13 protein-coding genes are annotated in these 13246 nt (G+C 54.8%); 9 read left to right on the forward strand and 4 right to left on the reverse strand.

Annotation, left to right across the window (positions count from 1 at the left end):
* The first annotated feature begins 75 nt into the window (after nucleotides 1–75).
* From OES20_07500 to OES20_07510, 3 genes are all read left to right on the forward strand, one after another.
* Nucleotides 76–1485 carry a DUF255 domain-containing protein gene (locus tag OES20_07500; protein ID MDH3634534.1) on the forward strand — a complete coding sequence of 470 codons (1410 nt, stop codon included), beginning with the start codon at nucleotides 76–78 and terminating at the stop codon, nucleotides 1483–1485.
* Nucleotides 1486–1530: 45 nt separating this feature from the next.
* Nucleotides 1531–1881: a hypothetical protein gene (locus OES20_07505; protein ID MDH3634535.1), complete on the forward strand. Its 351-nt coding sequence runs from the start codon at nucleotides 1531–1533 to the stop codon at nucleotides 1879–1881.
* 68 nt (nucleotides 1882–1949) lie between these two features.
* Entirely contained in the window at nucleotides 1950–3068 is a 1119-nt protein-coding gene (locus tag OES20_07510; GenBank protein MDH3634536.1) for a mandelate racemase, read from the forward strand.
* A gap of 35 nt (nucleotides 3069–3103) precedes the next feature.
* Here the strand turns inward: OES20_07510 and OES20_07515 are convergent, their stop codons facing one another.
* Nucleotides 3104–3886 carry an N-formylglutamate amidohydrolase gene (locus tag OES20_07515; protein MDH3634537.1) on the reverse strand — a complete coding sequence of 261 codons (783 nt, stop codon included), beginning with the start codon at nucleotides 3884–3886 and terminating at the stop codon, nucleotides 3104–3106.
* Nucleotides 3887–4156: 270 nt separating this feature from the next.
* On the opposite strand from OES20_07515, the gene OES20_07520 reads away from it, so the two are divergent.
* From OES20_07520 to OES20_07535, 4 genes are read left to right on the forward strand one after another with little or no spacing between them, the layout of a single operon-like run.
* On the forward strand, nucleotides 4157–5182 hold the full coding sequence (locus OES20_07520; GenBank protein ID MDH3634538.1) for a hypothetical protein: 1026 nt from the start codon (nucleotides 4157–4159) through the stop codon (nucleotides 5180–5182).
* A 36-nt stretch (nucleotides 5183–5218) separates the two neighbouring features.
* Entirely contained in the window at nucleotides 5219–5710 is a 492-nt protein-coding gene (greB, locus tag OES20_07525) for a transcription elongation factor GreB (GenBank protein ID MDH3634539.1), read from the forward strand.
* 15 nt (nucleotides 5711–5725) lie between these two features.
* Nucleotides 5726–6808: a mandelate racemase/muconate lactonizing enzyme family protein gene (locus OES20_07530; protein MDH3634540.1), complete on the forward strand. Its 1083-nt coding sequence runs from the start codon at nucleotides 5726–5728 to the stop codon at nucleotides 6806–6808.
* A 53-nt stretch (nucleotides 6809–6861) separates the two neighbouring features.
* Entirely contained in the window at nucleotides 6862–9006 is a 2145-nt protein-coding gene (locus OES20_07535) for a transporter substrate-binding domain-containing protein (GenBank protein MDH3634541.1), read from the forward strand.
* A gap of 69 nt (nucleotides 9007–9075) precedes the next feature.
* Here OES20_07535 and OES20_07540 read toward each other — a convergent pair whose 3' ends face one another.
* The 3 genes from OES20_07540 to OES20_07550 form a co-directional block, all read right to left on the reverse strand.
* Nucleotides 9076–10296 (reverse strand): FAD-dependent oxidoreductase, encoded by a 1221-nt coding sequence (locus OES20_07540; protein MDH3634542.1) that lies wholly within the window; start codon nucleotides 10294–10296, stop codon nucleotides 9076–9078.
* A 3-nt stretch (nucleotides 10297–10299) separates the two neighbouring features.
* Nucleotides 10300–10620: a 2Fe-2S iron-sulfur cluster-binding protein gene (locus OES20_07545; protein MDH3634543.1), complete on the reverse strand. Its 321-nt coding sequence runs from the start codon at nucleotides 10618–10620 to the stop codon at nucleotides 10300–10302.
* 87 nt (nucleotides 10621–10707) lie between these two features.
* Nucleotides 10708–12132: a pyridoxal-dependent decarboxylase gene (locus tag OES20_07550; protein ID MDH3634544.1), complete on the reverse strand. Its 1425-nt coding sequence runs from the start codon at nucleotides 12130–12132 to the stop codon at nucleotides 10708–10710.
* A 90-nt stretch (nucleotides 12133–12222) separates the two neighbouring features.
* On the opposite strand from OES20_07550, the gene OES20_07555 reads away from it, so the two are divergent.
* Nucleotides 12223–12936, forward strand: a complete 714-nt coding sequence (locus OES20_07555; protein ID MDH3634545.1) for a type 1 glutamine amidotransferase — start codon at nucleotides 12223–12225, stop codon at nucleotides 12934–12936.
* Between the two features lie 29 nt (nucleotides 12937–12965).
* Nucleotides 12966–13235: a cytochrome c gene (locus tag OES20_07560; protein ID MDH3634546.1), complete on the forward strand. Its 270-nt coding sequence runs from the start codon at nucleotides 12966–12968 to the stop codon at nucleotides 13233–13235.
* Nucleotides 13236–13246: the final 11 nt, after the last annotated feature.

Here is a 13246-nt window from a genome sequence, read left to right on the forward strand (position 1 = left end):
CCCGGATGATTTCCATCAATCGAACTTTACCAGCCAAAGAGAAACTAAGGTTAATCGATAACTTGACCACGAACCATGCCTGAGCTGATCTGCAGACCCCGGATTTTGTTGCTGCTGTTAATTATCGCGTTACCCCGGGTATCGATTGCAGCCGGTGAAGACCAGGGTCTCGTCCAGTGGCAGGACTGGAGCAAAGACCTGTTTGACCAGGCAAGGCAGCAGCAGCGCATGGTGATCATGGACCTGGAAGCGGTCTGGTGTCACTGGTGTCATGTCATGGAAGCCAAAACCTACAGCCACCCGGACGTGGCACAATTAATCAATACGCATTTTATCCCGGTGCGAGTGGACGCGGACGCCAATCCGGATATCGCCGCCCGCTATGGGCGCTGGGGATGGCCCGCAACAATCGTGTTTTCGCCTGAAGGCGACGAAATCGTCAAGCGACGAGGATACATCCCGATCATCGGCATGTTATCGATGCTTGAAGCAATAATTGCCGATCCGAGTCCAGGGCCATCGGTATGGAACGAACCGAAGGCGACACCCGCCAGCCAGGCGGCGCTTGCTCCTGCACTGCGTACCAGGCTGGAACAGGCCTTCTTTGACCTGTATGACCCCCGCTACGGTGGCTGGGGTCGTATTCACCGGTTTGTCAATTCACCTGCAACCGAGTATGCGCTCGAACAGGCACGTCTCGGCAAGCGAGAATATGAATTGATGGCGCGGCTCACACTGCACAATGGCCTGCAGCTGATCGATCCAGAATGGGGTGGTGTTTACCAGTATTCGGACCAGTTCGACTGGCGCTCGCCGCATTTCGAGAAAATCATGTTTTTCCAGGCCGAGAACTTACGCCTGTATTCGTTGGCATACTCACGTTGGCGGGACGATACTTTTCTCGAAGCAGCGCACGACATTTTTCGTTACCTTGAATCCTTCATGCTCGACGCCGGCGGCGGGTTCTATACCAGCCAGGATGCCGATCTCAGCCTCGAGGTCGATGGCCACGCATTTTTCACGCTTAGCGACAAGGAGCGGCGCGCACTGGGGATGCCGCGTATCGACAAAAATATCTACACGCGGGAAAATGCGTGGTTGATTCGGGCGCTGTTGGATTATTACAACGCCAGCGATAACCAGGCGGCATTTGAGCGCGCACGGGATGCAACCCGTTTTATCCTGGAGCATCGAAGTTTGCCAGGAGGTGGATTCAGTCATGGGAACAACGATGTCGGTGGCCCTTATCTTGGAGACAATCAGGCGATGCTGCAGGCTTTTATCGCACTCTATCAGAATAGCGGTGACAGACACTGGTTGCCGCAAATTGCGGCAAGCCTGGAATTCATTGATGCCCAGTTTCGAAATCCCGAGGGCGGTTATAATAGTGCTGCGGTTGAGCCAGCCAGCGATGGCGTATTTGCCGAACCGTTTCTACAGGTAGATGAAAATGCGGCGCTTGCGCGTAGTGCAAATATCGCCTAGCATTATATAGGGACAGAGACTTCGAAAAAAATCAGCGAACATGCAATGCGTTTTCTCGCGGCACCGGAACTGAGCGAGCAGTTCAGTTTTCAGCCATCCATATTGCTCGCCGACTACGAGCTCAACACGGCGCCAGTGCATATTGCGATTATCGGTGCCAAAAAGGATACTGCAGCCCGGGAATTGTTCAATGCCGCTCGAGATTATCCTGCGAGCTACATGCGTCTGGACTGGTGGGATCGAAGCGAAGGACCGTTATCGAATAACAGCATCGTATATCCCGAGCTGGATCGTGCCGCAGCCTTTGTCTGCTCGAATTACGCCTGTTCATTGCCACTGTTTGCCGCCGACGAGATTGCGCCGAAGGTTGCCGAGCTCTACGCTACCGAAGATTAGAATTTTCGATCGAGCATCGCGGCAATATTCGATTTACTTGCCCTGGTCCGGGGGGTAAATTACTTTGCATGAAGATTACCGGCATTAGCGTTTGGCAGCTCGACCTGCCTTTGCACAAGCCTTACTGGCTCTCCGGCGGCAGGCTCAAGTTCGAGCAACTCGATTCCACCATTGTTCGCATCGATACCGACGCTAACGTATCGGGTTGGGGCGAGGGTTGTCCCTGGGGTGTGACTTACCTGCCGGCCTTCGGCAAGGGTATACGCGCCGGTATCGAGGAACTCGCACCCCTGCTTATCGGCAAAGATCCGCGCCAGGCCGATTCGATCAACCGTGTCATGGACCTGGCGTTGCCGGGACATCCGTATGTCAAGTCGGCGCTCGACATTGCCTGCTGGGACATCGCCGCAAAAGCAGCCGGTTTGCCTCTATGCGAACTGCTAGGCGCGCGCGAACCCGATCCGGTGCCCATCGCATCGAGCGTATCCACCGGCGGCCCGCAGGAAATGCTCGACGAGGTGCAGCGTTTCCGCGACCTGGGTTATCGCGTGCATTCCTGTAAGGTCGGCGCCGATGTACACCAGGATATCGAGCGCATCAATTTACTCGCCGCCAACGAACGTGCCGGTGAGATTATTTTTTACGACGTCAACCGCGCCTGGCTGCCGCGCGAGGCAATCACGGTAATGAACGCGGTTTCCGGGCTGACTTCGTGGTTTGAGCAACCCTGCGAAACGCTCGACGAGATCGCACAGGTGCGTCGGCATACCACTTATCCAATCGGGGTCGACGAGGGCTTGCACGGCATCGATGACCTGATTCGTATTCAGCGCGACGGTATCGCCGAGGTCGTGAATATCAAGATTAACCGCGTCGGCGGTCTGACCAAGACGCGACGCCTGCGTGATTTCTGCCTGGCAACCGGTATCACGATGCTGATCATGGATACCGGCGGTACCGTCGTATCCGACACCGCCGTCGCGCATTTTGCACAAACTATCCCCGCGGCATTCTGCCAGGGTGTCTGGTCCTGCCAGGAGATGGTCAGCGTCCATCCGGCACCCGGACAAGGCGTGCGTAACGTGGAAGGCTGCTTCAGCGCGCCCGACCTGCCGGGTCTCGGGGTTGAACCGGAGCTCTCGCTGCTCGGAGACCCGATTGCCATGTATGGTCGGGAATCTGGCTGAATTTCAACAGGCATCCCCGGTAAGCAACCTGCTTACTAGATTGACTGCCAGACCTGGTACAGGTCAGGATCAGCCAGGATGCCGCGCAGCGCATCGTCCAGAATAGTCGCCCAGCGCTCGGCACCTTCCTCGGTGTCGACGAGATCCTGGCGGATTTCAATGGAAACATGTGGCAACCCGGCTGCCTCGGCGTGATGATCAATCGTATAGTCGGCGGGGTGTTTGCCCGAGTAAGGTTCGTTATCCCCGATGTTAAAACCTTCGGGATGCGCACGCAGGTTTGCCATTAGTGGTACCGGAATGCGCGGGTCTTTGTCCCATAGAATTCCCGCATGCCAGGGGCGCACAAAACCGGCCATTTGTGGCGTGAAGCTATGTATCGAAATGAATGCGGGCACCACCCCCTGTTCCCTGAAGCGATGCAGTTCCGAATCGATGGCTTTTCGATAGGGCGTGTAAAAGCAATGAATGCGCTCATTGCGATGCGCTTCCGACATGCTCTGATTACCCGGAATTACCCGATCATCACTGGTTTCCGGCATCACACTGGGATCCTCAAGGCTGCGATTGAGGTCGACAACAAGTCGGGAATAGCCAGCCAGTACGGCGGGTGCATCGAGATGCTCGGAAAGATGATTGATCAACTTGCGGGTGCCGATATCGTAGGCAATATGCTGTTGCAGTTCTGACTTGTCGAGACCGAGGCTGTCCAGCATTTTCGGCATGACGTTACTGACATGATCGCCGGTAAGCAGGACCTTGGCCTTTCCCTGGTCGTTGATTACCGTGTATGGCGGAGGGTCATCGGGTCCGATCATTGATTCGATAGTGCTCGCTGGTCAAATTCGAGGTTTACATAATGCGCTTAAGCGGCATCGGGAATTCGGCAAGAATAAAGGCTCTTTCCGCGACGGTCCAGTATTCGCCGCAGGCCCGTTTGCGCACAATGCACGGGTCGATTCCCTTGTAACCCGGGTATTAGAGGCACGCGAACGCCTTGCTGCGTTAATCGATAGTGATCCGAATTCTGGTACTGCCATCGATCAGTGGTATATTAAGCGGCCCAGCCAGGGATTACCGAGCTCGCCATGCACGCAGAACCGCAAGATCTAGACCAGCAACCGGTCGCCCGACAGGCCTCGATAGCGTGGCAGGTGCCCGTTATCGATGTTGCCGAGGTATTTGCGGATTCATCCAGTGATGCCGCGGTAAGTGCGATTGATCAAATTGCCGATGCTTGCAAGACCTGGGGATTCTTCCAGGTCGTTAATCACGATATACCTGCCACGCTTATCGACGACGTCTGGCAGCAAACCCATGCCCTGTTCGCGTTACCGGTCGAGGAAAAGCTAAAGATAGTCCGCAACAAGGACAACCCATGGGGTTTTTACAATAACGAATTGACCAAGAACCAGCGCGACAAGAAAGAAGTTTTCGATTTTACCCGCGAGGGCGTCGACCCGATTTATCATCAGAGCAATCGATGGCCCGCACATCAGCCGGAATTCAAAGCCACGATGATGTCTTATCTCGAGGCCTGCACCGAACTTTCGCTGAATCTGCTCGAAGCTTTTTGCCTGGGGCTGGATTTACCCGCCAATTTCATGCATGACGATTTTGCGACCAACCACACCGGTTTCGTGCGGCTTAATTACTACCCGGTCAAGGATCCGATGGCCGGTCTGGCGATCGATCATCAGCCGACAGCAGACCTCGGTATCCATCATCACACCGATGCCGGAGCCTTGACGGTCTTGCTGCAGGATCAGGTCAGCGGTCTGCAGGTCTACCGCGACGGGTATTGGTATGACATCCCGACGGTTGACGGCGCGATGGTGATCAATACCGGTGACATGATGCAGGTCTGGTCCAACGATATCTACAAGGCCGCCATTCATCGCGTGCTGGCGATGGATACCCGTGAACGTTACAGTATTCCATTTTTCTTTAATCCGGCAGCAAACTGCAAAGTCTGTCCGTTACCCTCGGTGGTCAACGCGCAGAATCCTAGTCGCTATGACGCTATCGAGTGGGGCAGTTTTCGGGGCAAGCGCTCTGACGGTGACTATGCGGACTACGGTACCGAGGTTCAGATTTCGCAGTACCGAAAATAGTATCAATTTCCAGATCGACGAATTCCATAGCAGCAGATGAGTCGTTATCGCCCCCCGGGACCACCAAAATCGCCCTATATCACGCGTGCTGGTATGCAGGCGCTGGAAACGGAGCAAAAGGCAATCTGGTTAAAGCGCCGCGAAGTCGTCGCGGCCCTGTCGGCCGCTGCCGCGGAGGGTGATCGCTCGGAAAACGCCGAATATATCTATAGGAAAAAGGAACTTCGTGAACTCGATCGGCGGATTCGTTACCTGCAAAAACGCCTGCCGCAACTGAATGTTGTCGATCAAAAACCCGCGAACGCAGAGCGTGTATTTTTCGGTGCCACGGTCACGCTTGAAGATGAAGTCGGCACGGTAGTGACCTATCGTATTGTAGGCCCGGACGAATTTGATCACGCGGAAAACTATATCAGTGTCGATTCGCCACTGGCGCAATCTCTGTTGAAACGCGAACTGGGGGACGAGGTCAAAGTAGAGGTGCCCCGGGGGCGACTGGTTTACACTATCGTCGATATCAGCTATTGAGAACGAGTTGCGGCAATGAAGATTACCGGGTTTAAAACGACGCTCGTCGATGTACCGCTGCAGCGGCCGATCGCAACCTCCATCCACCAGATAAAAAGCATGGGTTTTGTGCTGCTGGAGCTCGAAACTGACCAGGGGCTTATCGGCGAAAGCTGTGTGCTGACATTAAATGCCGTACGGATCAATGCGCTGCATGAAATGCTGCTCGGTTTCGCGCACCAGGTCGAGGGACGTGACCCGCATTTTATAGCCGCCATCTGGCAGGATATCTGGAATGAACTGAATCCGATTGGTCACAAGGGCTTTTCGATAGCCGCACTCACCGCGATCGATACTGCCTGCTGGGACCTGGTGGGCAAGGCTGCAGAATTGCCCTTGCACAAGATATTCGGTGCCTGTCGCGAACGGGTAAAAACCTATGCCAGTGGTGGGCTGTGGCTATCGCAGCCGATCGACAGCCTGGTTGCAGAAGCCGCTGAACTGATCGACAGCGGATTCCGTGCCGTAAAGATCCGCCTGGGCAAGCCGAGCATACGCGAAGATGTCGAGCGCGTGGCCGCGGTGCGAGATGCCATTGGCCCCGGCATCGAATTGCTCGCCGATGCCAACCAGGCACTCTCGGTAAAGCATGCCATTCAGCTCGGTCGGGAGCTCGAGGAATTCGAGCTTGCCTGGTTCGAAGAACCTGTGGTTTACCACAATCTTGTCGGCTGCGCCGAGGTGCGAGCCGCGCTCGACACGCCGATCGCGGCGGGTGAGACTGAGTATACGCACCTCGGTATGCGCGATATTCTCGAGTCGGGGGCAGTCGATGTTTTAATGCCTGATCTCCAGCGCATCGGTGGTTTGAGCGAAATGCGGCGAGTTGCGGCACTTGCCCTGGCCTATGAAATTCCGATCTCGACACATATCTTCACCGAGTACAGTCTGTGTATCGCCGCTAGCGAATCCAACTGTATTTCAGTTGAACACATGCCCTGGTGTGCTGCCCTGTTTAACGAGGAAATGGAACTTGCCGATGGCCTGATCACTGTTCCTGAGCGCCCGGGTACCGGTTTTAGTTTTGACAAGACGGCAATAAAACGCTTTAGTGTTTGACTATGGGGGTACCAGACACGACCAAATTGCTCTTCCGGGAGATTGCACAGCTGTTGCTTTTTTCTGTGATGTTGCTGTGCCTCAATCCGGCGCATGCCTATCTCAACCGCAGCTATAGCACGCTTGCAGAATCAGTCGCTTTCGATGGCGATTTCATCGAGATCCTGCAATCGGGGAAACTGCGTATTCTGTTAACGCGCGATTTTTCGAGCGCTGACTACCTACCGCGCCGTGCTTCACCCCTGGCGGAGCAACAGCGCATTGCAGAGGAGTTTGCGCTGTCGCACGGATTAATTCCAGAGCTGGTAATCGTCGATAATTTCTCCAAATTGATCCCGGCACTGGAAGCCGGTTTCGGCGATATTATCGTAGATAACCTGACGATTAATGATCAACGGCTCGAGAAGATTTCCTTCTCGGTGCCGGTCGACCACGTCAACGAACAGGTGGTCGTGGCCAAAAACAACAAATCAATACAGCGCGTGCGCGATCTGAATGGCAAGCGGGTGATGGTAAGCCGCGACTCGACTTTCTGGCATGCGCTCAAGTGGCTCAAGGACAACAGATATCCCGAGATCGAAATCCTGGAAACGCCCGATGGCGTTCTAATTGAAGACGTGCTGGACGATCTCGCTGCCGGCGAGATTGATGCCACAATTATGGACAGTAACCTGGTCAGAATATATGAATCGTTTCGCGATGAAATCAGGGTGGCCACCAACTTCAGCAGCCAGCGCGATATCGGTTGGGGGGTACGTAAGAATGCTCCGCGATTGGTAAATGAAATCAATCGCTACCTGCAGCTTGAGTTCCAGGCCGAGGATCTGGATAAGCATTTTGTCGGTGATTTTGATGAAATAAAGAAGCGCCGCGTGCTGCGCGTTTTGCTACGTAACAACGCTGCTTCCTATTTCCTCTATCGCGGCGAGCTCATGGGATTCGAGTACGAACTTGCGCGCGAGTTTGCCAACTACCATGGCTTGCGCATGGAAGTGGTGGTCCCGCCAAGTTACCGCGAGCTGACGACCTGGCTGCTCGAGGGCAGGGCAGATATCGCGCTCGGATTCCTTGAGCCCGATGACCTGCAGCGCCGGCTTGGCGTTGATTTTTCCGAACCCTATCACTATGCGCGACAACATATCGTGGTGCACAAAGACGATAGTACCTCTTCTCTAGCCGATCTGGATGGCCAGACTATTCTCGTACGTCACCAAAGTCATTACTGGAAAAGGCTTTCCTCGTTGCAAAATCAGGGCGCGGGTTTTAGCCTGCGCGCTGCCGATGATAACGTTGAAACAGAGCAATTAATTGAGCTGGTAGCGCACGGTAAGTACAAGGCAACCATGGCCGATCAACATCTGCTTGATATCGAAATTGCCAAGTCGGTTCCGGTCCGTTCGACTTATTCCATGGAGCAGGAAGTCCCGCATTCGATCGCATTGCGTAAACGTAATCCAATGCTCAAACTGGCGCTAGACGAGTTTGTCAAACGAATCTACAAGAGCGAGTTTTACAACGTAACCTATATCGAGTACTTCAAGAATCGAAAATCGGTACAGCGCCTGGCGCGTGGGCGCGTCATTGATGCATTGAAAGGGCAGATTTCGCCCTACGATGAACTGGTACGCAAGTATTCTGATCGCTATGGATTCGACTGGCGCCTGGTAACTGCGCAGATGTACCAGGAGAGTAGGTTCAATCCAGGCGCGAAATCGCAGTTCGGTGCTCGTGGTTTGATGCAATTAATGCCGCGTACCGCCAAGGCAATGGGAGTTAAAGATATCAGTGATCCCGCCAGTAGCATCCGTGGCGGCATCAAGTATCTCGACTGGTTGCGCGACCGCTTTAATGCCGACCTGCCGATTTCGGATCGGCTCTGGTTTACGCTTGCGTCTTACAATGCGGGTTCGGGTCACGTACAGGATGCACGCCGTCTTGCTGCTCAGCTGGGGCGTGATCCGGATCGCTGGTTCGGGCATACCGAACAGGCAATGTTATTGCTGGAAAGAAAACAATACGCACAGAAAGCGCGTTACGGTTATGTCAATGGCAGTGAACCAGTCAACTACGTGCGGGATATCAAGCAGCGTTTCGAGGCCTATGTCGATCTCAGCCGGAACATCGCCTCGACTTCAGAGTTGATCGATCCCCTGATCTCGCCAACCAGGGATTCGATTGTAACAACCAGGGCCGACTAGGCCCGTGTCCGGTTTTTACCGGATATCGCGGTTGAGCAACCGTATGCCAATGCTTACTGTAGTGCGAAATTAACCCAGCGCCAGGACTTTCAAATCGGTTTCCGGGTCGGCGACCTCGGCGGGTGTTGGATTTTTGCCCGCCGCGATAATCCGGGTGCCGAAGGCATATGATTTGGGCTCGTTCATCGCGTCGATTGCGAGTAATTCGTCATCACGGTAGTACCAGACCGACATAATCGAAGGATCGGCGCCGGGGCGAAACACGGTTTGATTGTGACCCTGGCTGAGGCCGACGATCTGCAGACGGCAATCGTACTGTTCCGACCAGAACCACGGTAACGCGGTATAGGTCACTGCTTCTCCGGCCAGGACACGTGCCACCAGGTCTCCCTGGTCGGCTGCGTTTTGTACTGACTCGAGACGAATATGCTGACCGTTGCGGACAAAGTTGGTGCAATCGCCGGCAGCATAAATATTCGGATCGGAGGTCTGGCAGATTTCGTTGACACGGATCCCGTTGTCACAATCCAGCCCGGCTGCCTGCGCGAGCCCGGTATTGGGGCTGCTGCCGATACCCACCAGGACCAGGTCGGCATCGATCACTTCGCCGGTTTCGAGGGCGGCACCGCTTACGATACCGCCTTCGCCGAGCAGGCTGGTCATGCGCACAGACTCCCGTAAATCTACACCATGCCCAAGGTGCAGCTCACGAAAGTAACTTGACGTTGCCGCGGCAGCGACGCGTTGCAGGATACGCTCGGCCATTTCGAGCAGTGTGACTTCGAGCCCCATCTGGCGGGCGCTCGCGGCTGCCTCCAGTCCTATATATCCACCGCCGATAATGAGCAGCTTGCGTCCGGGCTGAAATTCGGGGGACATTTTGTCGGTATCATCGATGCTGCGTAACGTGAATACCCGGTCCAGGTCCCCACCATTTGCGACGGGAAGGCTGCGCGCACTGGAACCGGTGCATAACAGTAGCTTGTCATATTCGATCGATTCGCCGCTGGTGGTGACAACCTTGCGGTCATCACGATCGATCGCGTCAATGCGGGAGTTAAGGCGCAGGTTGATGTTCTGCTCCTGGTACCATTCCGGTGGGCGAATAAACAGGCGTTCACGGTCGAGTTCACCGATCAGGTATTTCTTGGAAAGCGGGGGGCGCTGATAGGGTAGATATGATTCTTCGCCAATCAGCAAGACCGGTTGCTTGCTGGCTAGCGCCACGTGGCGTGTTATGAAGGAGGCCGCCGCCTGACCCGCACCAACAATGACAATCGGGGCGGTCACGGATTACTCCGGTTCGGGGACGTAGAGTATCAATCCATCCAGCGCCGACGAGGCAACTATCTGGCAGCTCAGACGGCTATTATCCTCTCGTTCGACATCAGTCATTTCGAGCATGGTGTCTTCGATATCGTCGATCTCTCCTGTTTTCTCGAACCATTCGGGATCGACAAACACGTGGCAGGTGGCGCAGGAAAGACAACCGCCACATTCGCCCTCGATGTGCGGAACGTTGTTCGCCGTCGCAGCTTCCATCAGGTTCAAGCCGTCTTTTACATCAGCGCTGATTTCGCTGCCATCTTCCATTTTCCAGGTGATATTGGCCATGTTTTACTGCATATCGTGGATATCAAAGTCGCGTAATGTATCCTTTTTTGATGTCGATGTCTTTTCGAATTTTGCGCATCTGCGCGGTTACAGAGCCGACTCGTTCACAGTTTGCCGTATCAGGGACCATAGCTTTTCAACATGCTCACGGGTGGTAGCTTCAACTCCGATCGAAACCCTTACCATCCAGCGATCGTCGAGCATCGATGGGCTCATAAAGGCTACCCCGGATTGATTGATGGCGTTAACCCAGGCGAGGGTATGGCGATCCAGCGCTTCACCTTCGATGCCGGGTGGTTCATGGCGAATGCAGACGGTTTGCAATTTGACCGGTGCCAGCACGTGCCAGTCTTCGGTGGCGGCAACCGTTTCGGCAAACCAGCGCGCGTTTTCGAGATCGCGTCGCAGGCGGGTGCGAATCGATTCGATACCATCGATGCCGAGGTGATACCAGAGTTTGAGCGCGCGGAACCGACGCCCCAGCGGTATACCCCAGTCGCGGTATTGCCGGACTTCGTCATCGACGTTCGAACGCAGGTAACTGGGATTGGTCGACATGACCCGCACCAGGTGCTGCACGTCACGCACGTACATCAGCGAGCAGTCGAGGATCGTTCCCATCCACTTATGAGGATTCCAGGAGATGGAATCGGCTGCTTCTACACCCTCCCAGAGGTGACGGCATTCGGGTAACAGCATCGCACTGCCGGCCATGGCGGCGTCGACGTGTAACCAGATATCGTATCCCGCCGTTATCTCGGCGATTTCGGCAACCGGGTCGAAAGCGGTGACACTGGTTGAGCCCACCGAAGCGACCACGGCCACCGGTAGGTATCCGTTGGCGATGTCGGTTACAACTTGTTCCGCGAGACTCTCTGCTTGCATGGAGTGACTTTCGGGGTCCATTGCGACCATGCGCAGGTTGTCGCTACCGATTCCGGCCAGTAGCGCCGCCTTGACCACCGACGAGTGTGCCTCGGCAGTGGTATAGATCACAAGCGGTTTGTCAGCACCCTGCAGCCCTCCACGATTCTGCGCGTAGTTGCTGGCTCGTTCACGCGCCAGTAACAGTGAAGTCAGGCATGAAGTCGACGCGGTATCATGAATGCATCCCTCCCAGTTTTCGGAGAGCCCGGTGAGCTGGCGCATCCAGTCACAGACGACTTCCTCGACTTCGGTCAATGATGGGCAGCTTTCCCAGGAAATACCCAGCGCCCCAAGACCCGAACTCGCGATATCACCCAACACCGAGGCTAGTGCTGCGTTGGAGGGAAACCAGCCATAATGCATCGGGTGTTGTACCAGCGTGATTCCCGGCAATACACGCTGTTCCAGTTCACGCAGCAGTTGCTCGGGTGCCAACGGTGCTTCAGGTGCACTGGCGGGAAAGCTACGCCTGATGTTGCCGGGTTCAACCTGGGCTCGAACCGGCCGCTGCTCCAGGTTCGTACGGTAGTCGGCAATCCAGTCGATCAACTCGTGGCCGGCGTGGCGAAATTCTTCGGGTGTCATAAGTTTACTCGAATCGCTGTAGAAGGGTTTCAAACTCCGGATTTTCAGGTATCGTTGGTTTTTGAGTCAATCAGTATTATTCAGCCAGACATGAACCACGCTATCAGGGTTGCGATTCTGGATGCGGTGCCCGAGAGTTTCTGGGCGGACGATCTTGGAATTACGGACGCGCAAAAATTCATAGATTTGTTGCAACCGTTGAACGCCTCCGCGCGTTTCGAGGTTTACTACACGTCGAAAAACCAGTTTCCCGATAGCATCGATGACTATGACGCAATCCTGGTGACTGGCAGTCCCTGCAGCGTCCACGATGATCATGACTGGATTCGCGAATTGATTGATCTTACCCGGGTCGCGAACAGCAAGGGATTAAGGGTGATTGGATCCTGTTTCGGCCACCAGCTGGTGGCGCGGGCCTTTGGGGGTGAAGTAGGATTTAACGAGAATGGCTGGATGATTGGAAACTATTCTATGCGTATTACCAACCGTTATGACTGGATGCAGCCTGTTGCAAGCATCACCGGCCTGTATCATTTTAACCAGGAACGCGTAACCCGTTTGCCGGAAGCGGCGGAGCCTTTTGCGCACACCGAGGAATATGTCGATTACGGCTTTACGCTGGGAGATAATATCATGTGTTTCCAGGGTCATCCCGAGCAACCCCTGCGCGCGATGGTAAATTTTCTGAAGGCAACCGATAGCCTTTCGCCCGATGAGCAAGCCAGGGCCACTCGCTATATTCATGACGGTGAGCCCGACTCGCACATCTGGGCGGAGTGGATGATGCGCTTTTTTATCGCCTGAGTGCGATCGCTAACTAGCGGGAGATAACTATGAAACGTTGTTACACAGTTGCAGTTCTGGTTTTGTGCCTTGGCTCGCTGCAGGCCGCGGATATCGACAACGGTGACGATCTGCATTTCTCGAATTGTACCGGTTGCCACGACCCATCGGTATACACGCGTGACAACCGGCGAGTCAGGGATCTTGCGCAACTCGGGACGCAGGTTCGCTTTTGCAAGGACACGCTCGAATTAACCTGGTTCGACGACGAGGTTGAAGACGTAGTCGGATACCTGAACCAAACTTACTACCACTTTTAATTCGTGGGTGC

The sequence above is a fragment of the Gammaproteobacteria bacterium genome (assembly GCA_029862005.1).
Lineage (GTDB): Bacteria > Pseudomonadota > Gammaproteobacteria.

Coding starts and splice junctions, on each gene's coding strand:
- OES20_07500 (MDH3634534.1), top strand. CDS start 76: ATGCCTGAGCTGATCTGCAGACCCCGGATTTTGTTGCTGCTGTTAATT.
- OES20_07505 (MDH3634535.1), top strand. CDS start 1,531: ATGCGTTTTCTCGCGGCACCGGAACTGAGCGAGCAGTTCAGTTTTCAG.
- OES20_07510 (MDH3634536.1), top strand. CDS start 1,950: ATGAAGATTACCGGCATTAGCGTTTGGCAGCTCGACCTGCCTTTGCAC.
- OES20_07515 (MDH3634537.1), bottom strand. CDS start 3,886: ATGATCGGACCCGATGACCCTCCGCCATACACGGTAATCAACGACCAG.
- OES20_07520 (MDH3634538.1), top strand. CDS start 4,157: ATGCACGCAGAACCGCAAGATCTAGACCAGCAACCGGTCGCCCGACAG.
- greB (MDH3634539.1), top strand. CDS start 5,219: ATGAGTCGTTATCGCCCCCCGGGACCACCAAAATCGCCCTATATCACG.
- OES20_07530 (MDH3634540.1), top strand. CDS start 5,726: ATGAAGATTACCGGGTTTAAAACGACGCTCGTCGATGTACCGCTGCAG.
- OES20_07545 (MDH3634543.1), bottom strand. CDS start 10,620: ATGGCCAATATCACCTGGAAAATGGAAGATGGCAGCGAAATCAGCGCT.
- OES20_07550 (MDH3634544.1), bottom strand. CDS start 12,132: ATGACACCCGAAGAATTTCGCCACGCCGGCCACGAGTTGATCGACTGG.
- OES20_07555 (MDH3634545.1), top strand. CDS start 12,223: ATGAACCACGCTATCAGGGTTGCGATTCTGGATGCGGTGCCCGAGAGT.
- OES20_07560 (MDH3634546.1), top strand. CDS start 12,966: ATGAAACGTTGTTACACAGTTGCAGTTCTGGTTTTGTGCCTTGGCTCG.